The sequence below is a fragment of the Ruminiclostridium hungatei genome, assembly GCF_002051585.1.
Classification (GTDB): Bacteria; Bacillota; Clostridia; order Acetivibrionales; family DSM-1351; genus Ruminiclostridium; species Ruminiclostridium hungatei.
This window is the reverse complement of the sequence record NZ_MZGX01000010.1, coordinates 100,671-126,522: the sequence shown is the minus strand read 5'-3', so window position 1 is coordinate 126,522 and position 25,852 is coordinate 100,671. Positions and strand designations below refer to the sequence as shown.

At 42.6% G+C, this 25,852-nt stretch carries 22 protein-coding genes, 1 tRNA gene and 1 other annotated feature; of the genes, 5 read left to right on the top strand and 18 right to left on the bottom strand.

The genetic code is table 11. The features are described from left to right. The first annotated feature begins 198 nt into the window (after positions 1-198). The 3 genes from CLHUN_RS09200 to CLHUN_RS09185 all read left to right on the top strand — a co-directional run bounded on the left by CLHUN_RS09200 (position 199) and on the right by CLHUN_RS09185 (position 4,092). Positions 199-438 (top strand): FeoA family protein, encoded by a 240-nt coding sequence (locus CLHUN_RS09200; RefSeq protein WP_080064294.1) that lies wholly within the window; start codon positions 199-201, stop codon positions 436-438. Between the two features lie 89 nt (positions 439-527). Further along, the gene (gene feoB / locus CLHUN_RS09195) at positions 528-2,678 is read left to right on the top strand and encodes a ferrous iron transport protein B (protein WP_080064293.1); all 2,151 of its coding nucleotides are present in this window, start codon (positions 528-530) and stop codon (positions 2,676-2,678) included. A gap of 373 nt (positions 2,679-3,051) precedes the next feature. Next, positions 3,052-4,092: a YibE/F family protein gene (locus CLHUN_RS09185; RefSeq protein WP_242656481.1), complete on the top strand. Its 1,041-nt coding sequence runs from the start codon at positions 3,052-3,054 to the stop codon at positions 4,090-4,092. 8 nt (positions 4,093-4,100) lie between these two features. Here CLHUN_RS09185 and CLHUN_RS09180 read toward each other — a convergent pair whose 3' ends face one another. The 16 genes from CLHUN_RS09180 to CLHUN_RS09110 all read right to left on the bottom strand — a co-directional run bounded on the left by CLHUN_RS09180 (position 4,101) and on the right by CLHUN_RS09110 (position 20,041). Next, the gene (locus tag CLHUN_RS09180) at positions 4,101-6,005 is read right to left on the bottom strand and encodes a heavy metal translocating P-type ATPase (RefSeq protein WP_080064290.1); all 1,905 of its coding nucleotides are present in this window, start codon (positions 6,003-6,005) and stop codon (positions 4,101-4,103) included. A 108-nt stretch (positions 6,006-6,113) separates the two neighbouring features. Next, positions 6,114-7,064 carry an FtsH protease activity modulator HflK gene (gene hflK / locus CLHUN_RS09175; RefSeq protein ID WP_080064289.1) on the bottom strand — a complete coding sequence of 317 codons (951 nt, stop codon included), beginning with the start codon at positions 7,062-7,064 and terminating at the stop codon, positions 6,114-6,116. A 7-nt stretch (positions 7,065-7,071) separates the two neighbouring features. Beyond that, entirely contained in the window at positions 7,072-7,974 is a 903-nt protein-coding gene (gene hflC, locus CLHUN_RS09170; protein ID WP_165755714.1) for a protease modulator HflC, read from the bottom strand. Then, positions 7,955-9,895 carry an SPFH domain-containing protein gene (locus tag CLHUN_RS09165; RefSeq protein WP_080064287.1) on the bottom strand — a complete coding sequence of 647 codons (1,941 nt, stop codon included), beginning with the start codon at positions 9,893-9,895 and terminating at the stop codon, positions 7,955-7,957. The genes hflC and CLHUN_RS09165 overlap by 20 nt, the downstream gene beginning before the upstream one ends. Before the next feature lie 242 nt (positions 9,896-10,137). After that, positions 10,138-10,214 (bottom strand) — tRNA-Val (locus CLHUN_RS09160). Positions 10,215-10,305: 91 nt separating this feature from the next. Continuing rightward, a complete protein-coding gene (locus CLHUN_RS09155; RefSeq protein ID WP_080064286.1) occupies positions 10,306-11,622 on the bottom strand; it encodes an MFS transporter in 1,317 nt (438 codons plus the stop codon). A gap of 81 nt (positions 11,623-11,703) precedes the next feature. Then, a complete protein-coding gene (locus CLHUN_RS09150; RefSeq protein WP_080064285.1) occupies positions 11,704-12,480 on the bottom strand; it encodes a YciC family protein in 777 nt (258 codons plus the stop codon). 165 nt (positions 12,481-12,645) lie between these two features. Further along, complete coding sequence (ymfI, locus tag CLHUN_RS09145; RefSeq protein WP_080064284.1) at positions 12,646-13,380, bottom strand: elongation factor P 5-aminopentanone reductase; 735 nt, start codon at positions 13,378-13,380, stop codon at positions 12,646-12,648. Positions 13,381-13,408: 28 nt separating this feature from the next. Next, positions 13,409-13,984 (bottom strand): DJ-1/PfpI family protein, encoded by a 576-nt coding sequence (locus tag CLHUN_RS21790; protein ID WP_117387034.1) that lies wholly within the window; start codon positions 13,982-13,984, stop codon positions 13,409-13,411. 75 nt (positions 13,985-14,059) lie between these two features. Continuing rightward, positions 14,060-14,311 carry a YkgJ family cysteine cluster protein gene (locus CLHUN_RS21785; RefSeq protein ID WP_117387033.1) on the bottom strand — a complete coding sequence of 84 codons (252 nt, stop codon included), beginning with the start codon at positions 14,309-14,311 and terminating at the stop codon, positions 14,060-14,062. 29 nt (positions 14,312-14,340) lie between these two features. Further along, a complete protein-coding gene (locus CLHUN_RS09135; protein WP_080064283.1) occupies positions 14,341-14,805 on the bottom strand; it encodes a CYTH domain-containing protein in 465 nt (154 codons plus the stop codon). A 177-nt stretch (positions 14,806-14,982) separates the two neighbouring features. After that, a complete protein-coding gene (locus CLHUN_RS09130) occupies positions 14,983-15,426 on the bottom strand; it encodes a GatB/YqeY domain-containing protein (RefSeq protein ID WP_080064282.1) in 444 nt (147 codons plus the stop codon). Positions 15,427-15,469: 43 nt separating this feature from the next. After that, entirely contained in the window at positions 15,470-15,646 is a 177-nt protein-coding gene (rpsU, locus tag CLHUN_RS09125; protein WP_004622093.1) for a 30S ribosomal protein S21, read from the bottom strand. A 153-nt stretch (positions 15,647-15,799) separates the two neighbouring features. Next, positions 15,800-16,144 (bottom strand): histidine triad nucleotide-binding protein, encoded by a 345-nt coding sequence (locus tag CLHUN_RS09120; protein ID WP_080064281.1) that lies wholly within the window; start codon positions 16,142-16,144, stop codon positions 15,800-15,802. A gap of 181 nt (positions 16,145-16,325) precedes the next feature. Continuing rightward, complete coding sequence (gene alaS / locus CLHUN_RS09115; RefSeq protein ID WP_080064280.1) at positions 16,326-18,965, bottom strand: alanine--tRNA ligase; 2,640 nt, start codon at positions 18,963-18,965, stop codon at positions 16,326-16,328. Positions 18,966-19,107: 142 nt separating this feature from the next. Then, positions 19,108-19,318 (bottom strand) — a binding site (T-box leader). A 54-nt stretch (positions 19,319-19,372) separates the two neighbouring features. Beyond that, positions 19,373-20,041 (bottom strand): HAD family hydrolase, encoded by a 669-nt coding sequence (locus CLHUN_RS09110; protein WP_080064279.1) that lies wholly within the window; start codon positions 20,039-20,041, stop codon positions 19,373-19,375. A gap of 426 nt (positions 20,042-20,467) precedes the next feature. Between CLHUN_RS09110 and argJ the strand changes: the two genes are divergently transcribed. After that, complete coding sequence (gene argJ / locus CLHUN_RS09105) at positions 20,468-21,670, top strand: bifunctional glutamate N-acetyltransferase/amino-acid acetyltransferase ArgJ (protein WP_080064278.1); 1,203 nt, start codon at positions 20,468-20,470, stop codon at positions 21,668-21,670. A 106-nt stretch (positions 21,671-21,776) separates the two neighbouring features. Beyond that, positions 21,777-22,193, top strand: coding sequence for a chemotaxis protein CheW (locus CLHUN_RS09100; RefSeq protein WP_080064277.1), 417 nt, complete (start codon positions 21,777-21,779; stop codon positions 22,191-22,193). 208 nt (positions 22,194-22,401) lie between these two features. Here the strand turns inward: CLHUN_RS09100 and CLHUN_RS09095 are convergent, their stop codons facing one another. After that, a complete protein-coding gene (locus CLHUN_RS09095) occupies positions 22,402-24,456 on the bottom strand; it encodes a methyl-accepting chemotaxis protein (RefSeq protein ID WP_080064276.1) in 2,055 nt (684 codons plus the stop codon). A gap of 87 nt (positions 24,457-24,543) precedes the next feature. After that, positions 24,544-25,524, bottom strand: a complete 981-nt coding sequence (locus tag CLHUN_RS09090; RefSeq protein WP_080064275.1) for a PstS family phosphate ABC transporter substrate-binding protein — start codon at positions 25,522-25,524, stop codon at positions 24,544-24,546. Between the last annotated feature and the right edge of the window lie 328 nt (positions 25,525-25,852).

Genomic DNA, 25,852 nt, shown 5'->3' with positions numbered 1-25,852 from the left:
AAGCTTTTATTTGAAGCCCGTACGGGAGCGAGCAATACCTTCTGACTGTTTACCACCTTTTTAATTAGCACTGCAGGTTAAATTATCTGCGTAACATTTCAACTGCATTTTACATATGTTAGTGTAGGGAAACAGTTTTGCTCCCGTCTTAAACAGGTAAAATAAATAGTTAACATAAGTTTTCAGGAGGTTTGGGTTATGGACAATAATTTCATACAATTAAATTATCTTCCTGTGGGAAAGAAAGGGAGGGTAAAAATGCTCACTTCCCAGGGGGCCATCCGCAGAAGAATGCTGGATTTAGGCTTAATAGCAGACACTGAGGTGGTCGCACTTCAAAAAAGTCCCTTGGGTGATCCTGTTGCATATCATATCCGCGGTGCGGTGATAGCTCTCCGCTCTGAGGAATCGTCCAAAATACTGGTTGAAATCACCTGAACAGGTTTCAGCCATACTTTCCAAGGGCTTTGGCCCGTAGTTAAATTCTTTTTAATTTTGTAAAACTAATTGAACAAGGAGGTTTTTTCATGGATTTAACAAGCCGCTCCACAGGCACAGGCGTGCTGGTAAATGATTTTACCGGCCACAGCTTATTTTCTGAGGATAAAGTGATTGCTCTGGCCGGCAATCCCAATGTAGGCAAGAGTACCGTGTTCAACAGCCTGACCGGCCTTAACCAGCATACGGGCAACTGGCCGGGAAAAACAGTCTCCAATGCTCAGGGAAAATACAAGCATAAGGATAAGAACTTTATAATGGTTGACATTCCCGGTACATATTCCTTAATGGCAAATTCCTGTGAAGAGGAAATAGCAAGAGATTTTATTTGCTTTGGCGCTCCTGCTGCAACAGTTGTGGTAGCAGATGCCACCTGTCTTGAAAGAAACCTGAATCTGGTGCTACAGACCCTTGAGATTACACACAGGGCTGTAGTCTGTGTAAATCTCATAGATGAAGCTGCCCGAAAGAAAATAAGCATTGATTTTGACAAGCTTTCAATTCTCCTGGGTGTCCCTGTCATACCCACAAATGCCCGGAGTTGTAAAGGCCTTGAAAAATTAATGGATGCGGTATATGACGTGGCAAACGGAGATATACCGGCTGCCCCTGTGCAAATTACCTATGACCCGGTAATTGAAGAGTCCATAGCTATGCTTCAGCCAATAATATGTAAACTTGCAGCCGGGAAAATAAATAACCGCTGGGCTGCACTTAAGCTTTTGGACGGAGATGCGGCTATGCTGGCGCTACTGGACAAACATCTGGGCTTTAACCTTATGGATAACCTGGAGCTGCGGGAGCTTTTATTACTGGCAAAAGAACATTTGGCTGAAAATGGTATAAAGGCTGACTGTTTAAGAGATAAAATCGTATCCAGTATCGTAACTGCTGCTGAGGAAATCACAAAGGAAACAGTTACCTGCACAAATATGCAGTATAACAGTACTGATAGAAGGCTTGACAGTATTCTTATCTCCAGGGTCTTTGGAATACCAATTATGCTGTGCCTGCTGGCAGTAATCTTCTGGCTTACCATAGCGGGGGCGAATGTGCCTTCCGGCCTGCTTTCAGACCTTTTTTCCCTTATTGAAGGAAAGCTTACCTCCTTCTTTATATGGGCAGGTGCTCCACAATGGCTTCATGGAATAGTGATTCTTGGAATTTACCGCACACTGGCCTGGGTGATATCCGTTATGCTTCCTCCAATGGCTATATTTTTCCCATTGTTTACTCTTTTAGAGGACTTGGGGTATCTTCCCAGGGTTGCCTTTAATCTGGATAATTTTTTTAAGAAGGCCTGCGCTCATGGAAAGCAGGCGTTAACCATGTGCATGGGCTTCGGCTGCAATGCTGCCGGTGTAATAGGCTGCAGGATTATCGACTCTCCCAGGGAACGGTTAATAGCAATCCTTACAAATGTATTTGTACCCTGTAACGGACGTTTTCCAACCCTTATTGCAATCGGCACCATTTTTATCGGCGGAACAGCGGGCGGTGCTTTTAATTCTATCGCCTCCACCCTCGCCCTTACAGCAATAGTCTTGCTTGGAATCCTCATGACACTGTTGGTCTCAAAACTTATCTCCAAAACAATATTAAAAGGCCTTCCGTCTTCCTTCACTCTTGAGCTGCCACCCTACAGGAAACCCCAGGTGGGTCGCATTATAATACGCTCCATACTGGACAGGACGCTGTTTGTTTTGGGCCGTGCAGTGCTGATAGCAGCACCGGCAGGTCTTGTTATCTGGATACTGGCTAATATTACTGTCGGAGATATGAGTCTCCTCACACATGCGGCAAACTTTCTTGATCCCTTTGCAAGGCTTCTGGGCTTGGATGGATATATACTGATGGCTTTCGTGCTTGGCTTGCCGGCCAATGAAATTGTCATCCCCATCCTTATTATGAGCTATATGGCCTCCGGGTCCTTAATGGAGCTGGATCAGCTTTCCGACCTGAGACAACTCCTTGTCGCCCAGGGCTGGACCTGGCTCACAGGCATTTGCGTGATGCTGTTTTCCCTTATGCATTTCCCCTGCGGAACAACTTTGTGGACAATAAAAAAGGAAACTCAAAGTCTCGGCTGGACTCTTGCCGCTTTTGCCATCCCCACCGCAGCAGGAATCCTGGTATGTTTTGTGGTTGCCAGTACTGCACGTCTTTTGGGCTTGGTTTAGATTATCCAGGTTGCCTTTATTCCGGTATATTTATTTAAATCATCACCTTGAAGAAAGCCGGGAGTATTGAATACAAATACTTCCCGCTTTCTTCAAGGTGTATTTTTGCCCTTTGCAGGAGCGGAAATATTCAGAAAAACTAATTGTTTGTACTACGCCAAAAGAACACTTGCATATGTTAATAATAAAATTATTAAGACAGTTCATCATTTACTGAAATACCAAGGAGACAAAGATTTATATGAAAAGCATCCTTAAGATTATATCTTATTTATTATTTATATTATTAGCTTTTTTATTTATCTATTATGGGAATAGATACGTATGTCATAACCATTATCAGAGAGGAATAACTTATGAAAGAGAGGAGGAATTGAATTATCTTGTCTTTGCAGAAGTAATATCCATTGATGAAATTACCGAGGAAACTGAAGATGCCTCGAATATTTTAAATAAATGTATATATTTTAAAGCTGAAACATTCGGAGATAAAACTCAAAGCAACAACAATACTTTAATAAATGCAAAACAAATAATCAACAGCACTGATAAAAATATTGTACAGGTTTCTCCCGGTGACAAGGTAGTACTATTACCCATGGATGACGAATTTCTTTTTCAGTATTATTACCGCTTTGATAAGATAGTTATATTAGGAATCATTTTTGCAGGATTTATAATATTGCTGGGTGGAATAAAGGGAATTAAAACAATCATTTCACTTGCTGCAACATGCCTGTCCATCTTTTTTGTGTTTATCCCTTCAATAGGCAGAGGCTACAATATTTACTTTTCATCCTGTATCATCTGTCTGTATATTATTGTTACAACCTTTGCAATTATATACGGCTATAACAGGAAAAGTGCTGCTGCAGCATTCAGTTGTCTTACAGGAGCCGCCATCTCAGTAACAGTTACATTTCTAATGGACAAATGGATGCTGCTGACAGGTTATATCAATGACGAAACCTATATGCTGGGCAATATATTTGGTATTGATAATCTTGATGTAAAAGCTATTATATTTTCCATGATAACCATAGGTGCACTGGGTGCAATTATGGATGTATCCATGTCCATAGCCTCCTCTTTATATGAAATTAAACTGAATAATATCAGTACTACACCGGGGGCTCTTTTAAAATCCGGCTTTTCCATTGGCAAGGATATGATGGGGACAATGACAAATACACTGATACTTGCCTATATCGGCAGTTCACTGATAGTTGTACTGATTTATGCCGGTTCTGATTATTCTTTATTAAGCCTTTTAAACAAAGAGGAATTAATATTCGAGTTTTTGCAATCGCTTATTGGCAGTTTGAGTCTTTTACTTACAATTCCAATTACCACTGTCATATGTTCAGTTTCTTTCAGAGATAAAAACCCCAAAGGCCGTGAGCTTAAGGAATAACGCCGGTATCAAACCTTTTGGCCAAATTTTAATAGTCTTGAACTGTTCAATAATACTAAAAAGGCTCCAATATTATGAAAGAATGCGCCCGCCAAGGGCGTTATTATTCCTAGCCCTGCAAATAGCAGCATTATGGCACTGATAGCTGAAGCGATAACTATATTCTGATAAATAATTCTTTTTGTTTTCCTTGATAAGCCGATTACAAAAGATATTTTCTCAAGTTCATTTCCCATAAGCGCTATATCCGCACTTTGAACAGCTATATCCGAGCCCATTGCTCCCATTGCCACACCAACATCAGCCTCGGATAAGGCAAGTGCATCATTAATTCCATCACCTACTACCATAGTTATGGAATTTTGTTGCTTTTCATTCTTGACTATCTCAAGTTTGTCAGCCGGTAAACGGTTTGAGAATACCTCCTCCAGACAAAGCTCAGCTTTTATTGCATCTGCTGCTTCTTTACGGTCTCCTGTGACAAGAACGATTCGTTCTATTCCCTGTTTCCGCACTGCTTGTATTGCTTCTTTAGCATCTAAACGCAAATAGTCTGCCAATAAGATATACCCTAAAACTATATTTTCACGAGCAACCCATACTACCGGCCCATAATGAATCGGCTCAACCGGAAGAATTAAACCAATATTTTGAAACCAGCTTCTATTGCCTAAATAAATCTTTCCCCTGCTGCTTTCTGCGGTAACACCAAGACCGGCACTTTCCTTTATAGTGTCAACCTTTTCAAAGGTCAACTTTTGTGCTGCTCTGACAATCGCTCTTGAAACCGGATGATTGGAAGCCCATGCTGCTGATGCTGCGCAGCCTAAAAGCTCCTCATTGCTTATTTCCCCCGCGGGAATAATATCAATCAAATCCAGGTGACCAACCGTGAGCGTCCCTGTTTTGTCAAATATTACGGTTTTAACATCACCAAGTACTTCGAGAAACTTTGAATTCTTCAATAAAATACCATTCCGTGATGCTACGGCCAGTGATGCTATCATTGCTGTAGAACTAACCAGAATTTGAGCACAGGGACATGCAACAACAAATATGGCAATTACTCTGTTCATATCCTGTGTCAGAAACAGAACTCCAAATGCAATAATTACAATCAAAGGCAGATAATATGCCGAGTAACGCTCAATTATACGCATTGTGGCTGTTTTGGATTGTTCTGTTTGTTTTAATAATTCCACAATCTTACTCAAAGAGGTTTCATTAACTTTTTTTGTAACCTTTACTTTGAGAGTACCATGAATATTTATTGTGCCTGCAAAAACCTTTCCTCCGACGCAAACATCTTCCGGAACAGTTTCGCCTGTCAGAGAACTTTGATCTATTGAAGAATGTCCTTCAACAACTTCACCGTCTGCCGGTATCATCTCTCCCGGCCTTATTCTGATTATATTTTCAGGCAGAAGTTCCTCTGACTTTACAATATGCTCTCCCTCCTGAGTTATAAGGCATGCTTCGGTAGCCTGCAAGGTTTTTAATCCTTCAATTGCCGATTTAGCCCCCAGAATACTTCTTTCTTCAAGAAAATGTACCACTGACATTATAAGAGAAATCAATATTGCAATCTGATAATCACCTTTTGCTATTGAGGCAAGTAACGCCAGACTTACCAGTTGTTCCATAACATATTGCGGCTCTTTGCAAATAAAGCCTTTAAGTGCATTTACAAAAATATTAAAGCTGGCTATAAATGCTCCGGTAAACATAATTATTCCGGTGATACTTTCAAATTCAGGAAAGAGACGGCTATGAACAATACCAGCCAGCCATATTATGCCTGCAACCAGCATGGTTCCAATCTGTAAGGACAATTTTTTTTGTTCCTGATATGTCAATACGGATTCAGTGAGCTGCTCAACCTGTTGTGCTGTTGTTCTGATTGTATTCTTCATTATATAATCCTTCTCTCAGTTAATAATGCTGCTCAGGCATATTTGAATAATAACACCCTCGTACTTCAGAATATTCTTGCCAAAAGCCTCATCAATAATTTTCTTTTACTATGGCAGAATGATATTCTCCCCTTGCTCCCCTTTGGGCACCAAAACCGTATCTGCAACCTTTTCCATTATTTTTTCAACCTTTTCACGGTATAAGCGCTCATGAACGATTAAAGGATTCCTTCTGTATTCATCTAACACTCCATAAAATTGAGAAACATCAGAATTTGCCTGGGCAACTCTCTCAAGCTTATAGGACTTAGCACCCTGAATCATTGAATCACGTTCAGCCACAGCTTCAGGTATGACTTTTTCCCTGTATCTCTTTGCTTCCTGTATCAGCGTTTCATTTTTGACATTTGTACTTGTTACCAGGTCAAAAGCATCCTTTACCTCTCCCGGAGGGTGGAGGCCCGTTATTTCAAGTGCAACCAGTTGAACTCCCATTCCTATTCTGTCCGCCTGTTTCTGGGTATCTTCAAGTACCTCACCTGCAAGCTCCTTTTTCTGATCTGTAAGAATTCTGTCAACACTCATTGAAGATATCTTACGGGTCAACGAGCTGGTCGCAAGTTCCTTCAAATTATCTACAGGCTGTTCGACGTCGAGGGTATATCTGACAGGATCTGTAATCTTATATTTCAGCACAGCCTCCAGAAGCACTATATTATTGTCCCCGGTCAAGGCATATCCAGTCTTTGTAATGTCCCTTATGTTTCCGTATGTATACAGACCGTCTACTTTCACCTCTTGAACCTTTTGTACCGGTATGCGGACCACCTTATCAATCAGGAATGGCAGACTAAAGTGAATACCGGGCTGTAAAACCTGTTCAGCAGGAATATCTCCTACCAGTCTGCCAAAGCGCAGAACAATTGCCACCTCTCCTGATTGAACAAATGTTACACCAGACAGGAGAACACCAAATATAACAATAATTGCTATTATTTTTATGTATATTGATGCAGTTTTAAGACTTTGCTCAATTATAGAATCATTCTTCTCTTTCATGGCCACCTCATTTTTTATCGCTCAATACGTCAAAAGGAGCACTGTCGTTTCTGAAAATAACTGTAGACTTATCACCTAAAAGCTTTTCTGTGGATTCCAGTTTGCGCAGGAAGGAATAAAATTCCGGATCCTCTTTCTGAGCATCTGCATAAACTTTTGCAGCTTCAAGCTCAGCTTCTCCCTTTATTTTTGCCGCTTCGTTCATCCCCTCTGATTTCAGCTTTGCAGTCTGCACATCGGCTTCATTTCTGATTATACTTGCATCCCTTTCTCCTTCAGCTTTTATTTGTTCAACATATTTGAGCCTTTCAGCGCGCATTTGTTCAAATACATATTTCATATTGGCTTCAGGTAAACCCAGTTTTTTCATTCCCACCTGGGTAACTTTTATACCATACCTGCTTAATGCCTGTTCAGATATATCGGATAAAATTTCAGATTCTATCTGGTCAAGTTTCAGTTCATCCTTATTTGTAGATACCAGTGCAGACAGATTATACTTACCAAGCACCCCGTTCTTTGAATTTGTCACAAGGCTGTCCAGATTCGCTTCAGCGGCTTCTCTGCTGGATGTACTCTGAAGAAACTTAAGCGCATCCTCAACACTCCATACCACATATGTTTGCAGAATGATATTTTTTTTATCATTGGTCAGAGTTTCAATAAAACTGGTATCATAATAATGCTGCCTTTTATCAAAAGTATAAACTTTTTCGAAGGGCCATGGAAGTTTAAAGTGGAGCCCAGCATCCCGGACAACCTCCTTTGGCGCACCAAATCTTGTAACTACTGCTATGTTTCCTTCATATAAAATAAATGCAAACGCATAAACTAAAATGCAGAGTAAAGTTATACCCCCAACAGTCCAGCGAACCCATAATCTTTCAGCTTTATTTTTCTCCTGCTTCATTTGTCCCCACTCCTTCTCCTTCCTGCAATCCGGATAATCCATATTCTTCGTTGACCCTACTGTCACCCTGTACGGTATTGTCTTTTGCCCTCATATCAAGCCATAAGTTACCTTTTTGCAGATTCAGATTTTTGTCAAGCAAATACATCTTTTTACCTGACAAGGTCTTTTCTAAAATTTCAAGCCATTTCCATTCCTTGTATGCGCTGTTATTTATCCCATAGGCTTTATAGACATAGGAATATTTCAGAGCCTCGCTGCCAGCCTGGCCTTTACGCATGACAGACTCAACCTGTGATAGCTTGACCACCTCTTCCTTAGCCTTTTGGGCCTTAGGGATTGCCGACCCGGCATAAGATTTTGCATTCGTAATAATTGTCTGCTTTTGAACGTCAGCACTTACGATTTCCTGATATTGACGTGCAATTTCGGTAGGAGGATGTATACTGGTTAATGCAACACTGGTTACTTCAATTCCAAGCTTCTGACTTTTACTTGTCTCCTGAAGCTTTTGCTCCACCATTTTGGAAAAGGATGACCGGTTTAAGCTTAAAAGCTTGTCCAAATCGGTAATTACAGTCTCATTCAAAAGTATCCGATAAGCCTCGGCCTTAAGTTTCTCTTCCGGGTTATCGTATTGAAGCGTATATTCATACAGGTCTCCAATTTTAAAAAATACCTGCATGTTTATTGAAACCAGTTCCTTTCCGCCCCCGAGCAGAAGCTTATATTCTTCACCGTTATGGTCGGCCGTCCATAAGTAATCACTGCGTTTGTCCGTTTCATACCCAACCGTAAAACTATTGATTTTATAGGCTGGGTAGACTTTTACCGTCTGAACCGGCCATGGCAGCTTGAGGTGTATCCCCGGAAGTAAAGGCTGCTCCCTTTCAAGCTTACCTAGGCTGAAAAGAAGGCCTTTCTGATTGGGATTTATTTGTACAAAAGAAGTCATTAACCATAAAAAGCCTCCAACTATCAGGGTTATTATCAGCAGATTGCGTCTTATAAAGCGTATGGTCCAGGTTGACCTGAAAGAAATACCCGTTCTGCCCTCCATAGAAGCCAAAAGTTGACTAACCGGATTCCCTCCACTGATTAAGGCCGGTAGAATATAAAATTTCAATTCAATGCTATGTCTGTTTCTTCCGTCAATAAGGTGCCTAATGGATTGAAACACAGCTTCAAGAAATACAACAATAAGAAACACACTTATAATATAGCTGATATAGTGTTCTGCCTGTCCAAATCCAAAATACCTGATGATGATAGTTAATCCGCATGTAAAAGACATCCATTGAGATGCATTTATGAAGTGTGTCAGCATTTTGTACTCCACACGGATATCTTCATTCTGCCTGAACAAATTTGAGCTTACTAAAAGTAAAAAAGATAAGAAAATGCTGAATATTCCTATAAGAATGGGAGGTTTTTCAATGTAATTTACACTTTTTAGACAGATAAATATAAGTACCTCTATAAAAATAGCCAAAAGTGCTATAAATAATAGTCCCAGCGGAAATCCGAGGTCACAGAATTTTTTAAATTCCATGACAGGATCAAGCTCTTTATCAGGCGCTTTTTCTTTTGCAATGGAATTATTTCCGGCAACCTGTTCAGCCTCAATATCATTTTGTTCCAGATGATCCGCTTGGAGAATTTCTTCATTCTTTTTTCCCAAATTGGTCTCAATAATATCGTTGGCCTTTTTTTTAATCAGCAGCTCATAATTTCTATACCGTACCACAAAAGAAATAAGAATAGCTGTGAATATCTGAAAAATCCCGAACTGAGCTATGCTCAGCAAAGAATATTTTGCACCCTGCCAGATAAAAAACATTGCCAGAAATACAAATCCAATCCCGTAGTAAAATAGTATTTTTGTAAACTTATCTATTTTCTCATTATTTTCAACAAGCAAGAAAATCCCTCCTATCACTACCAATTAGAATACCACTATTATCCAACTCCTTGCATTAACTATCATTTTACTATAGCTATATCTGCAATTCAATAATACGTATTAATTCAGAAATGTAAAAATATTTTTAAAATACATATAAAAACAAACACAGCATGCTGGAATTTCGCAATCTACCCAACATTCGCTCAATTCACCATCCACATGAAAAAACGCATGCAGGATGCGCTGCATGCGTTTTTTGGTGGTCGTTACTAGGCTCGAACTAGTGACCCCTACCATGTCAAGGTAGTACTCTGACCAACTGAGCTAAACGACCAAAAGATTATTACTTTTTTACGTACAAGAAATATAATATATGCTTACCGCCCTATTTGTCAAGACAAAATGCAATAGTTATGATTATTTGGTCATGACTTTTTTCCGTCTTTGAACCAGCAGAGGAAGAAAACTGCGCAGGAGAGTATCATAAGGCCGGATATTCCAAAAACCAGCAGCATATTATCCAGCACTGCTATCCTTATGTTTACTCTGACATTGCTTAAGCCACCCACAACCACCGCCCCTGCCACAGCACTTATAAACCCTGCTGCTCCGGCCAACGCGGCATTAAAGCCTACAAAAACCGTCCTGCCCTCCTGAGGTGCATATTTGAACTGAATATTAAAAAGTGACAGGTTGACCCCAGCCCAGCCAATTCCCGAGAGAACCTGAATAAACGGAAGAATGAAAAAATAAGTATCCTTATTTATAAATACCCAGGCCACATGAACTATTCCCAGCACCGCAATTGACACAATGGTGGTAAACTCCCAGCTCTTCTTCTCGGATATCCTGCCCCACACTCTGGCGGAATAGGACTGAGCGCAGGACAGTATGATACCTATAATCATTATATAGGTATAGGACAGTCTTAAGCCATTTACCATATAAACGGAAAAAAACGGAAGAGCAAACTGAACGCTCAGATTCCAGACAATGTTTAAAATGACAACCTTGCGGAACTGCCTGTCTTTAAGAGGAATGGATATAAGACTTTTAATATCCAGCTTCCTGTCCAGGGGTTTGACCTCAGGCTCCCTGATTCTGCTCAGGGTTGCCACATTCAGTATTGTAATCAGCAAGGCAATGGAAAATACCACCACAAAACCCGCATAGTCCTGGTTATGGGATTTAAACAAATCCAGAACCCTGCCCATTACCAGCGACACTACAGCAGCAGAAGCCAGTATGCACATATCCCTTACGCCAAAATAACGTCCCCGCATGCGTTCGGGTACAAGACTTATAATCCAGCTCGCAGCAGCAGGGGTTAAAAAGCCTGATGCACAGTATGCCACAAAATACATGCTGCCCAGTATAATCAGCCTGGCAGGCTTGCTGTCGGTCATGAACGGAACGAACATCATCATTCCCAAAAGTACTCTGTAAAACAGGCACAGGGCAACAATCAGCTTCCTCCTGCCCGCTATCCTCTCAAATAAAAGAGGACTGAACATCTGTATTATATTTGCCAGCAGCGGAAGCGCCACAATTATACCGTTAAACTGGTCACTTGCCCCCAGGTAACTGGAATAGCCCACCAAAAAAGCCCCGCTGGTCAAGGTGAATATTGCATTTGCAAGGCAGCCTTCTATTACAAACTTCCGCCTGCTGAGTTCATAGTTTTCATCGGTAATTGCTCCGCCGGCCAATCCCAGCTTGTTAAAAACCTCTCTGGCGCTCACTTGGTTTATCCCCCGTTTAATATCAGATATATGCTGTGACAAAATTGTGAATAAAAAAATATTGCGGGTAAATAAAATGCCTTACTTGCCGGTCCGTTCCTTTTTATATTCCATATCCATGTATAGCTGTGTTATGAGTCTTTGCAGGATAATACCTGCTATAGTACTGAAAAAGGATGCCAGATATGCAGAACCCAGAGTGCTTCCTGAAATCAGCAGTACAATAGGTAATTCGAACATCAGATAAAATCCCATGAAGACACTTACAATCTGCATTTTGCGGCGCTTTGTAAGCTCACTGCTGGCAGTGAAGGCATCGGCAACATTCAGCTTCAAATCAAGAATATAGCAGAAACCGAATATAAATATGATATATGCAATTATCCCTGGTATGACAAAAAATATCAAGCCCATGAGCACCAGCAATCCGAACAATATGTTATAAACAACCAATCTTCCGAAATTCCTGAATGCACCCTTAAAGCTTGCGGCAATACCTGAGGTCTTGCCTTTCAGCTCTGATATATACGAATACATGTATACAGACAGAAACAAATTTGTTATCAGGCGGATTACCAGGTTTGCAACAATAACCATGAGCAGCGTAAACAGTATTTTTTCAGCGGAATTGGCATTTTGCACGGTGGCAGAAGGCATGGCAATTGCCGACTGCAGAAAATCCAAATCCTCTGAAGATATTTGATTAAGTATTTTATATTGAATATAGCTTCCTGCCATCTGGAAAAGCAGCACAAGCAGAAAAATCAATCGCGCAAGTCCTTCGCTTTTCAGCTTGTGAAACCGGATGCAGGCAGGAAGATACTCAAAAAAACGTTTGACTCCTGAAGTATCATTCATAAAAAGTTTTCCTCCCGGAAATTATGTAACATGCCTAAAATACTGATATAGAAAAAAGTCCACATAAAGCAGAATCATAAAGCAAATATATTAGCTAAGTATACAATAAAGCAGTAAAAATTCAAGCTTATAAATGCCCTAAAACCCTATGGAATTTTAGTTAAATTAAATAAGGAAGCCACCGTTGGGACTTATTACCTGTCCGGTTATAAAATCGGCCTTGCCAGACGCAAGAAAATACACCGTCTCGGCTATGTCCCTGCTCTTGCCTATGACCCCCAGCGGGGTCTGATCCTTTAAATCCTCCAAATCCGCCTGGGACAAGCCGGAATTCATAGCTGTAGCTATTACTCCCGGCGCAACACAATTGACCTGTATATTTGACGGACCAAGCTCCTTGGCAAGAGATTTCGTCATACCTATTACAGCAGCCTTTGTGGAAGAATAAAGCACCTCGCAGGATGCCCCGGTAATCCCCCAAATGGAAGATATGTTTATTATCTTTCCCGCCTGCTTTCTTATCATGGCAGGCAGCACTCCGCGGGTACACAGAAACATGCTCTTCACATTTACCTGGAAATACCTGTCCCATTCCTCAGCGGAAATATCCGTAAACAACTGTTGCTTTGCAATGCCTGCATTGTTGACCAGTATGTCTATATCTCCCAGCTTCTCATTAACCAGTTGCAGCATTTTTTGAACCTGCTCCTCATTGGATACATCAGCCTGCACCAGCATTGCCCTGCAACCGGCTGTCTGCAGTTCACTGTACAGCCCTGCCGCAGCTTCTTCACTGGAATTGTAATTTATTGCAACCTTGCAGCCCCTGTCGGCAAAAAGCCGGGCAGTGTCTTGCCCGATGCCTCTTGATGCCCCGGTGACCAGAACAGTTCGACCCATATTACCTCCAAAAAGTTTATGCTTCCATTTACCGGCCTGTAATAGTATTTAAAAATGCCGTTTTGTCCTCCGGACTCTTGAACTGTCCGAAATAGTCGGCAACTTCCACTCCGAAGTCAACAAAGGATATCCCCTGTGAGGTTATAACATCTCCGTCTCTGACCACTCTCGTGTTAACAAAGTTTTCCCTTGGGAAGGGGTCCTCTTCCTTAAACTGCTGCCTTCTCATTTCGTTCCACTCCACTATTGATGTGGTATATTTGACCTTGTCCAGTATTCCGGCCTTGGCAAAATAGCGCGGGCCTGCACAAATAGCTGCCAGCAGCTTTCCGCCATGATAAAAATCTCTTATAAGGGTAAGGATTTCCTCCTTTACAACAGGATTCCAGCCGCCCGGTATTATAAACCCTGCAAAATCAGCGGCCCTTGCTTCGGCTATAGTGATAGCGGGAAGGAACTGCAGACCGCCCTTGCTTTTCACAGGCTTCATATCATATGCACATGGGACAATTTCCATGGACAGTTCGTGTCCAAGCAAATGGGTTGCATAGGTTATTTCAAAGTCAGCCATGTCATCGTACATAAACACCAATATTTTACTCATAATTCCATCTCCGTTCTTTATTAATTCATTAATTCAACTTTATAAATTCAACTAATCTATATTAATGCAATTAAACTATCTTGTCTGTACCTCAAGAAACTCCAGATAATACAGGGCCTCCTCCCTGGTTTTGCCGCACATTTCTGCGGATGGTCCAAGGCTTAAGCATACCCTGGGTCTCTCAGGCTTTCCGAATAGCCTGCATTTATAATTATCATCCAATTGTATGCATTTCACACCTGCCGGCTTGCCATGGGGCATACCGGGAATAGCTGATGAAATCGAGGGCGAAATGCAGCATGCCCCGCAGCCTTCTCTGCATTCCACCGGGGAGCCACCTCCTTAGTTTTATATCCTCACCACTGGCTATAGGGCTTGCTCACCAGATGGGAGTTCCCATACCTGTTATCAAAGGTAACCTCCTCACCCAGCCAATGGGGTTTTTCAAAAGACTGGTCCTCGCTTTTCAATTCTATTTCTGCTACTACCAGGCCCTTATTAACACCCAGAAACTCGTCTATTACCCATTCATTTCCGGCATAGACCACAAAGTGCCTTATTTTTTCGATCAGCGGCTTTATACATAAATTTTCAAGCATTATATCCGCCTCCTCCACCGGAATCTCATACTCAAACTCATCCCTGGTATAGGAGTGCCTTTTTCCCTTTATGGTTATAACTCCCTTATCGTCATATGTTCTTATCCGAACCGTTCTCCCTGTTGTAACAGACAGATAGCCCTGTTTGAACACAAATGCACGGGCATCCTTTTTGTAATCCTCACTGCTCACTAGAAATTTTCTTTCAATCTCCGTTGCCATCCAACTCCTCCATGTCCACGCCGGTTGGGGTAAAACCGTATCCGGCACCTTAAAAAGCATTCTTATCTTTTAATGGTCTTTTATCAAATAATATTATATCCCAGTGTCCGGCGTTTTCCAATATGCTAATAAATAAACTGCAAAAAAAGAAAAGTCCGGTCAATACCGGACTTTTCTTTATCCTAATAAATTTTTAACTATTTGGTTAACCAATTTACCGTCGGCTTTGCCTCTGGTTTCAGGCATCACAGCCTGCATTACCTTTCCGATATCCTTAGCAGAAGCGGCTCCAGTTGAAGCAATTGCATTTTTAACAATAATTTCAATCTCAGATTCACTTAACTGCTGTGGTAAATATTTTTTCAAAACTTCAATTTCAGCCTTTAGATTATCTATAAGATCGTCCCTGCCGCTTTTTTCAAAGTCGGGCAAGGTGTCCATTCTTTTCTTAACTTCCTTAGCAATAATCTCAACTATACCATCATCGTCAAGGGTGACCTTTGTATCCTTTTCAACCTGAAGCACTGCCGACCTGGCCATCTGAACAGCCGTCTTTCTAACTGCATCGCCATCCTTCATGGCATCTTTTAAATCCTGTAGAAGCAAATCTTTTAGTGACATAATAAATATCTCCTATTAGCCATAAGCTACTACTGTCACAATATTATTTGAATTTTCTTTTTCTTGCGGCTTCAGATTTCTTTTTTCTCTTAACACTTGGCTTTTCGTAATGTTCTCTCTTTCTTACCTCAGCTAAAACACCTGATTTAGCACAAGATCTCTTAAACCTTTTGAGAGCACTATCCAAAGACTCATTCTCTTTAACTCTTACTTCAGACACACAACTTCCCTCCCTCCGATGGTAACAATTGTGCCGGGAATAAGCCGTAGTATTTATTTAATACTATAGGGAATCAAGCTAAATACAGCACACAGTATATTATATATTAATTTTCAAAAAAGTGTCAACATTTATTTATAAAAGAAGGACAAGTTACAATATTTTGCTGCCCATGGACTTTCCGCCAACCAAATGATAGTGAAGATGGAACACAGTCTGTCCCACATCCGTCCCGCAGTTGTTTATAAGCCTGTACCCGCTGTCCGCTATGCCCATCAGCCGTGCTATTTCATTGGCCGCAAGATGTATATCCATCATTATACCAACATTTCCGGCAGTTAATTCATTGTGTGAAGCAATGTGCTCCTTCGGCACTATAAGCACGTGAACCGGCGCCTCCGGACTGATGTCGTGAAAAGCATAAACCTTTTCGGTCTCATATACCTTTTTTGAGGGAATCTCCCCGTTGATGATCTTGCAAAAAATGCAGTCGCTCATAAAAACCTCCATCTCATCTGCATACCGGAAATAAACATACCGGACATGCATGACGTATCAAATCAAAATACCCTTCAATGTTTCAACCTTATATCTGCAATTATACCACATTCCATCCAGCCCTGGCAGTTTCAGCCTGATATTGCAGCCAAAACCGCCTCCGCAGCAAGACGTTGCCGGATTACTTTATTTGTGAGTCTATGACGGCAAGAGAAGCCTTCAGGGCATCATTTATTTTAGAGGCATCCTTTCCTCCCGCCTGAGCCATGTCAGGGCGTCCTCCGCCTCCTCCTCCGGCTGTTTTCGCAACTTCCTTTATAATATTTCCGGAATGTACACCCTTTGCCAGAACATCCTTTGTAGCCGTAACAATAAAGCTGACCTTGCCGCCGTAATTTGACGCCAGTACTACAACTCCGGACTCCAGCCTGGTTTTAAGCATGTCTCCGGTATTTCTCAAGCCATCTATGTCCAAAGTGTCGAAACGGGCTGTAACCACCTTCACTCCCTTAATTTCAGCCGCTTTGGAAATAACCTCGTCAGCTTCTCCGCTGACAAGCCTGTTTCTTAACTGTTCAATCTCCCTCTCGGCATTTTTAAGCTCCTGGCCCAAGGTTTCAACTTTTTTCAGGCTGTCCTGGGGAGATGCCTTCAGAGCCTGTGAGACCTCGTTCAACAGCTTTTCCCTGTCGGCATAATATCTTATGGCAGCTTCTCCGGTAAGAGCTTCCAGCCTTCTTACACCGGCTGCTACGCCGCTCTCTCCCAACACCTTGACCAGGCCTGCCTGTGCAGTGTTGCTCAAGTGAGTACCCCCGCAGAATTCTACGCTGTAGTCCTCAACCTTTACAACTCTTACGGTGCTCCCGTACTTTTCTCCGAAAAGAGCCATTGCGCCAAGTTTCTTTGCTTCGTCTATGGGCATTTCCCTTACGTCCACCTCCATACTTTCAAGTATGGCAGCATTGGTCATATCCTCAACTTTTTTCAGTTCCCCGGGAGTCATAGCCGAAAAGTGGCTGAAGTCAAATCTCAGCTTGTTTGGCTCAACCAGAGAACCGGCCTGATGAACATGATCCCCAAGCACTGTTCTCAGTGCCTTGTGCAGGAGATGTGTGGTTGTATGGTTTCTGGATATGGCCATTCTTCTTTTCAGGTCTATCTGAAGTACACCCTGATTGCCCGTCTCTATAAGTCCGCTTTCAACTGCACCGGTGTGCAGGTATTTTCCGTCGGCGGTCCTGGTGCAATCATTTATCACTACCTTTGCGTTCCGGGTGGTGAACATACCTGTATCTCCCACCTGTCCGCCGCTTTCAGCATAGAAGGGAGTCACATCGGTTATGATGGTAACCTCATCCCCCTCCTGAGCGGTTTCAACAATCTCTCCATCCCTGACTATATAAAGCAGCCTGGCATTGGCAGAAGTTTCTTCATAGCCTGTAAAGACAGTCTTAAGGCTTTTATCCAGCTTGTCAAACACGCTGTCGGCCCAGGCGGAAGTATCCTTGCTGTTATGGGCATCCCTGGCCTTTTTCTTTTGGGCATCCATTTCCTTTTTAAAGCCCTCTTCGTCTATGCCCAGTCCGTTTTCCTCAGCTATTTCTCTTGTCAGGTCAAGAGGGAAGCCATAGGTGTCATGGAGCTTGAACACCATTTCACCCGGCAGTACAGTCTGCTGCTTTTCCTTGACTTCGGTTATGAATTCATTGAGAATTACTATACCCTGGTCAACGGTGGCCTCAAAGCGCTCTTCCTCTATTCTGATAACCTTTTTAATGTACTCCGCCTTTTCGGAAAGCTCAGGATAAGCTTCCTTGGACTCACTGATTACAACCATGGCAACTTCATAAAGGAAGGGCTTGTTTATCCCGAGCAGCCTGCCGTGCCGCGCAGCCCTTCTGAGCAGTCTTCTCAATACGTAGCCCCTGCCCTCGTTTGAAGGCAGCACACCATCACAGGCCATCATGGTAGTGCTTCTGATATGGTCTGTGATAACCCGTATGGAAATGTCGGTCTTCTCTGATTTTTTATACTGGACCCCTGCTATTTTACAGATGTAATTCAAAATATTGAGGACAGTATCTACCTCAAAGAGATTATCCACTCCCTGGGAAATACAGGCAAGTCTCTCCAAGCCCATGCCTGTGTCTATATTTGGATGTGACAGCCTTGTGTAATTGCCGTTTTCATCCCTGTTAAACTGCGTAAATACATTATTCCAGAACTCTACATATCGGTCGCATTCACAGCCCACCTTGCAATCCGGGCTGCCACAGCCCTTTTCAGGGCCTCTGTCAAAGTAAATCTCCGAGCAGGGGCCGCAGGGACCTGTGCCATGTTCCCAGAAATTGTCCTTCTTTCCCATTCTCACAATTCTCTCAGGAGACAGACCTATATCCTTATTCCATATTTCAAAAGCCTCGTCGTCATCTTCATATATTGTTACCCACAGCTTGTCAACCGGCATTTTCAAGTCCTGAGTGCAGAATTCCCAGGCCCACGGAATAGCTTCTTTTTTAAAGTAGTCGCCGAAGGAGAAATTACCCAGCATTTCAAAGTAAGTACCATGGCGGGCTGTTTTTCCCACATTTTCTATATCCGGAGTCCTGATACACTTCTGACAGGTAGTAACCCTCTTTCCGGGAGGCTCCTCCTGCCCGGTAAAATACGGCTTCAGCGGAGCCATTCCCGAGTTGATAAGTAAAAGGCTGGGGTCATTTTTAGGCACAAGCGGAGCACTTGCCATCCGTATGTGGCCCTTTCCTTCAAAAAAGCTGAGATAACGTTCTCTTAGCTCATTCAATCCCAATTTTTGCATTTAATCCTCCATCCGCATGTCATACACGCTTTTCTATCGATAGTTTATACCTGGAAAGCTCATAAATAATACAGACAATAAAAAAACTCCCATCCTTTAAAGCTCCGCTGCCATTTTGCTAAAGCTGCTGCAGCGAGCCTATATAAGGGACGAGAGATATTCTCACGCGGTACCACCCTAATTCCCCTGGAACAGGGGCTCTTGGTTCATACGTTAACGCCGTTGTACGTCCTGCCTTTTTACCGGCGGGAAGCTCAGGAACTGCTTCACCCGATACCGTACAGGAGCTTTCACCAGCCGCTCCCTCTCTCTGGTACAAATAAAGGGCTACTTCTTTCCTTCAAAGCCGTTCACCTTAAAAAATTATATACAATCCTGTAATATCATGTCAAGAATAATTGTAGCCTTCATTCCTTGAAATTATGCAGCCGAATGAATTCAACCATCTGCAGCGGATCTTCAAAAAGCACCTGCGAACCGCCGGCTTCCAGCTCCTCCCTTTCACGAAATCCCCACAGTGCGCCGGCGGCATACATTCCGGCTCTCACAGCCGCAACCATATCTCCCCCCGAATCTCCCAGATATATGGCTTCGGAGGGCTCAACACCCATAACCGCAGCAGCTTCCGCCAAGGCTGCCGGGTCAGGCTTCCTGGGTATCCCCTCCCGTTCCCCGAAAACCACCTGAAAATAGCCGGAGCCAAGAACCTTTTCAACTATTTCAGCGGTGGGCTCATGTGGCTTATTTGAACATACGGCCATTTTTATACCCAATTTTTCAAGCATTGCCAGCATTTCGGGAATGCGGGCATATGGCCTGGTCTTATTTACATAGTTCTTATTGTAAATCTCCCTGTAATCAGCCAGAATACTGTCTATCTCCTCTTCGGCCGTTCCTGCCGGTGCCGCTCTTTTTATAAGTTGTCTTACACCGTTGCCCACAAATTTCTTGTATGCAATTGCCGGATGACTGCCAAAGCCATGCTTTGCCAATGCTGCGTTGGCACTGTCCGCCAAATCCTCAAGGGAATCTATCAGCGTGCCGTCCAGATCAAAAATTGCTGCCTTGAATATCATAATGCCTCCTGCGCTTTACGTTTAAAAACATTATAACAGTTTATGGGCAGGATTTGATACATAATTTCAGGCTGGTCAGATTGTTTTTTTATTTCCGAATATATAAACGCCATTATGAACATGCTATTTTTAATTGATTCATTTGTCATATTTATGTATAATTACTTACAAATAATTGCTATTTTTTGATTTTTAGGTTTTAAACTTTTTAAGACTGTAAATCAGATGAAACAACACAATAAGCAGCGGGACAGTTATTGCCCGCCAGGGCGGGTCCAGGCCCTGCTATGGAAGTGTTAATCAAATCACAGGCAGCAGATATGCCCCGATTTCCCGGTTGAACTTACATGTCCTACTGTTTTGCCGGCCGGGAGGATTGGAATCCGGTTTCACCGCAATTATCTGCCGCCGGAAATGGAGATAAATATGAATGTGATCGAAGGCGGAGTTACGGCTCCAAAAGGCTTTACCGCCGCTGGTGTTGCCTGCGGCATAAAAAAGAACAACAAAAAGGATCTTGCCATAGTGTGCTCGGAAGATAACGCAGTAGCATCAGGTGTATTTACCACGAATGTTGTCAAAGGACACTCCCTGCAGGTATCAATGGAACACATAAAAAACGGCATAGCCAGGGCCATCGTTATTAACAGCGGCAATGCCAATGCATGTGTTGGAGAAACCGGCCACAGAGATGCCAAGGAAATCACCGCCCTTACCGCAGAACTGCTGCACTGTGAGCCGGAGGACATACTGGTCAACTCAACCGGTGTCATCGGTACAAAGCTGAACATGCCCTCCGTACGGTCAGGAATCCGGTCGGCTGTGAATGTTTTAAGCAGGGAAGGCAGTACGGATGCTGAAGAGGCGATTATGACCACCGACCTGCTGAAAAAGGAAATTGCCGTTGAAATTGAAATACAGGGCGAGACGGTGCGTATCGGAGGGATGGCAAAGGGTTCAGGCATGATTCATCCCAACATGGCAACCATGATAGGCATTATAACCACAGATGCAAACATCTCCAGAAGCCTGCTGGACAAAGCTCTGAAAACCTGTGTAAAGTCCACCTTCAACAGGATTTCGGTTGACGGTGACACCAGTGTCTGTGATTCGGTATTTGTACTGGCAAACGGTTTTGCCGATAACGATGCCATTGTAAAGGATGATTATGAATACTCAAAATTTGTTGACGCTCTGATGTTTGTATGTACCTATCTTGCAAAACTAATGGCAAAAGACGGCGAAGGTGCTACAAAGCTGATTGAAATCATTGTTGACGGAGCCAACGACGAACAGGATGCCTATAAGGTAGTGAGTTCCATTGCCAAATCTCCGTTGGTCAAAACCACTATTTTCGGAGAAGACGCGAACTGGGGCAGGATAATAACTGCTGCCGGATACTCCGGTGCTGTTTTTGACCCAAATCTCACGGATATAGCAATCGGAAACATCCTGGTGTGCAGGAACGGAGCGGCTGTGGATTTTGACGAAGCCGCTGCCAAGCAGTTGTTGAAGCAAAAGGAAATAACAATAAAGGTCAACCTTAAGAAGGGCAAGGTTTCCGACCGCATGTGGACCTGTGATCTTTCATATGATTACGTAAAAATAAACGGAAGCTACAGGAGCTAACTTTAAACTGCATTATACTACAAAAACCAACAAAAATGTTTGCTGAAAAATACTTATACTGGTATAATATATATAATTAACAGAATTTGACTAGGGGGTATTGCTGATGTCAACACAATTGGTCTTGTTTAAAGTTAACAATGAAGTATTTGCCATAAGTATCAACCACGTTAATATCATTGAAAAGATTAGCGATATATACAAAGTACCTGATACACCTGTTTATATTGAAGGTTTGATTAACTTGAGAGGCAAGGTTCACACCGTTTTCAACCTGCGGAAAAAGTTTGGCTACCAGCCCATTGATTTTGACGATAATACCCGTATTATTATATTAAACCACGAATCCATGGTAGGCTTGCTGGTGGATGAAGTATTTGAAATATTCAGCACTGAGGACTCCGGCATTAAACCGGCTCCGGATCTCATCTCCGGTCTGTCGGGAAAATTTTTCAGCGGAGTTGTAGAGAAGGACGGCAAGATTGTTCTTATACTGGACCTGGACAAGCTGTTTGAGAAATAAGGCACATATATTTTTAAAAATTGTTGGCTCAGCAAGGATTATTTTATCGCAGTCTGCGGTAAAGTTCCCCTTGCTGAGCCATTTAATTTAACAGATAAGTTTGCATGCCACGGGAGGACGACTTTAGAGAAATGCGTAGTATGACTAAAAGCTCGCCCGGAAGTGGCATGCATCCCAAGCAGCTTTCTGCCTTTAATGCTCACACCCGCTACATTTTAAAGATACTTACCGACTTCTCCAGTTGAGTTGCCAGGTTACTGAAAAGATTTGAATCCCGGTGCAGATTGTTAACCGAGGCAATCTGTTCATCCATATACAGCCCCACCTGATTTGAGCCGTCTGCTATCTCAGCGGCTGTCATATTTATATGATTTACCAGTTGTACAAGATTATCCTTTTGAGAGTCCATTTCCTGCAGGTAGTCATTAATATGTCTCATTTGAGCGTTGATATTTTCTATATATCCCGCTATTTCTGCAAAGCTGTGCTTTGTACCGGTTACCGATTTATTCTGGGAATCAGTGCCTTCACTGACCTCTCTGAAGGAGTCCGTGAGCAGCAGGGTATTCTTCACAATACTGTCCAGCATATTCCTTATGGAGCCTGCCTGTATATTGGTTTGCTCGGACAACCCCTTTATTTCCTGTGCCACCACCGAAAAACCCTTCCCCGCCTCTCCTGCCCTGGAGGCCTCTATAGTTGCGTTGAGCGACAGCAGATGGGTTTGTTTTGCGATGTTCTGTATGGTAGCCGTAATGGTGTTTATCTGCTTCATCTGACCCTGCAACTGCACAATCACCTCTTCCATCAGTGTTGTGTTTTTAAGGTTTCTCTCAGAGGTAGCGTCAAGAATATCTATTTGAGTTTTTCCATTCTCAGTTGATTTGTTCAATAGGCCCAGATAACTGTATATATTGTGGGACAGCTCCCTGGAAGTGGCTATCTGGCCTGCCAGGCTTTCTATCCCTTTTGCGGCACAATTGGTGTCGTCGGCCTGCTTTTTTATATTTTCATTTATTCTGGCAACAGCTATTCCGGTATTCTCAGACTGTTCAATGGAGCTGGAGGCAGCTTCCACCATCACTCCGGACATGCCGCCTATTTCCCCGGAAGCCGAGCCTATATCCCTGATGAGCCTTTTAAGATTTTCCGCCATATTATAGAAATTGTCCCTGAGACTGTTTATTTCCTCAATACCGGTTTTGCTGCCGTTAAGCTCAATATCCAGACAGCCCTCCTGAATTTTCTTCATTTGCCTGGTCAATTCCACAACCGGCCTTGAAATATGCTTGGAATAAAGAATTGCCACAAGCAGGGTAATAAACAGAGTAGCCAGCATTACAATGAGAATCACTGCAATATACTGCCTTACAGGGGACATGACAGCGGAATATTCCGTCTGTGCGCAAACGCTCCAGTAAGTGAGCCCGGATTCATTGGCATACATTACCTTCCTGACATTTTCATCATCATAGGTGACCGGCCTGGCTGCAGTTTTATCCGACAAGTACCTGTTCAGACCTTCATCCTCAATTATTGTGTTCAGCTTTTCCCTGTCCTGATGAAATATGATTTTTTTAGCTTCATCAAGTATTATTATCTCATTTTCCGTATCTTCCTTTGAAATGAAATCAAAGAAGCCGTTGTAATCCACAAGGGCCGTTATGCTGCCGGCAAAGGCAGCCAGGCTTCTGACCGGCTTTGAGACGGGTATTACCAGCTTTTTCAGCTCCTGGGAATACACAGGGTCACCTACTGTTACGCCATCTTTATTCAGTTTTTTCAGCTCTTCAAAAAGCTTTGGATCATAAAAGCTTTTGTCCTTGAACAGCTTGTAATCCCTTGCACCGGCGGCAATTATCCTGCCGCTGCCGTCACACAGGTACATAGCGCTTACCAGCCTGCTTGAACCTTCCACGGCATTTTTCATTGAAAGCTGGACATTGCTGTATACTTCATTATCCAGCCCTCTGGCATTATTCACCATTTCCAGCGCAACCAGAAAATCAGGCTGGGAGGAAACTCCTTTTATTATGCTGTCAATGCTGTTTATCTTTACATCAATGTTATTTCTTATGTTTATAGAATTGGTTTTGAGAGTATTCAGCGAAAGATCTGTCAATTTTCCTATGGTTGTTATGTAGGTAGAAGCGCCGATGGCAATTATCGGAACCAGGGCTGTTAAAATCAGCACAAGCATTAGCTGTGTCCTGAGAGAATTTTTTTTCACAGTTATTTTTTTGATAGTTTTGGCAATGTCCATATAATCTTCCCCGAAATTGTTTTATAAAAAATCGTGGTACTTACCACGAAAAGCGCTTGTAAGTACCACGATCCAATCAGAAGTTTATTACTTTACTTTTTCCTTTACCGCATCATAGCTGTCCAGAGGTACATATCCCACTTCCTTGGATAAGGTTGCCGCATTTTCAATGTAATAGTGTACAAATGCTTTTACCTGAGGCTGATCCATTTTTGCCTTGTTGATGTATATGAACAGCGGCCTTGAAAGAGGACTGTAGCTCTTATCCTTTATGGACTCTGGAGTAGGCTCTACAGGACCCTTACCGTCGTCTATTTTTAGAACCTTCAGCTTATCGGTATTTTCCTCGTAGTATGCAAATCCGAAATAGCCCATTGCATTCTTGTCACCTGCAATACCCTGAACAAGTACATTGTCATCTTCGCTGGGCGTGTAATCCGTTCTGGATTCCTTGGCTACCTTATTTATTTTTTCAGTAAAGAATTCAAATGTACCTGAATCCGTACCCGGTCCATACAACTTGAGGGGCTCGGCCGGCCATGCAGGGTTTACATCCTTCCAGGTCTTCACGGTGCTGTCCTTTGCCCAGATTTTATTGAGTTCCGCAGTCGTTATTGTATTCACCCAGGTGTTATCTTTATTTACAACTACCGATATGCCGTCATAAGCTATTTCCAGCTCGACAAAATCAATTCCGTTTGCTTTGGCCTTGTCGATTTCTTCCTGCTTTATGGGTCTTGATGCATCGCAGATATCAATCTCACCTGCAGAAAATTTCTTCATTCCCCCGCCTGTTCCTGACATTGCAACCGAGACTTCAACATCCGGCTGCTCATTTTTAAATTCCTCGGCTACAGCCATGGTTATAGGATAAACAGTACTGGACCCGTCAATTACTATTTTTCCCCCAAGCTTCTCACTTGAAGCGGAAGAACCTTGAGCGGAAGAACTTGGAGCTGCAGAATCGGAAGCGCTGCCAGAACTGTCTCCACATGCTGCAAGGGTTGCTGTAAGGGCAACACCCAGTGCTAATGCTGTTATTCTTTTCAATATTACGGATTTACTCATCTTGAAACCTCCCATTAGTAATCAATTTTTAGTATCTCTAAGTAAACAGCTTTATATTATTCTGTAGGAAACTATTTTCTGCTTACCACAATTTAATTATATTAGCGGTTTTTAAAGAGAATATTTGTTTTAGGTTAACAATTGTTAATTGCATATTAAGAAAGCTTAACAATAGGGAGCGCGTCACCCCGGTCTGCATCCCCTGTAACGGACAAGGGCACTGCACCGGCTTTTTCAAGCGCTGTGCAGTGCCTTATATATAAGTCAACTTCAGCATATGTTTTCTTTTGGTAGTGATTATTAACAAGTTGTTAATACTGTACAAGCT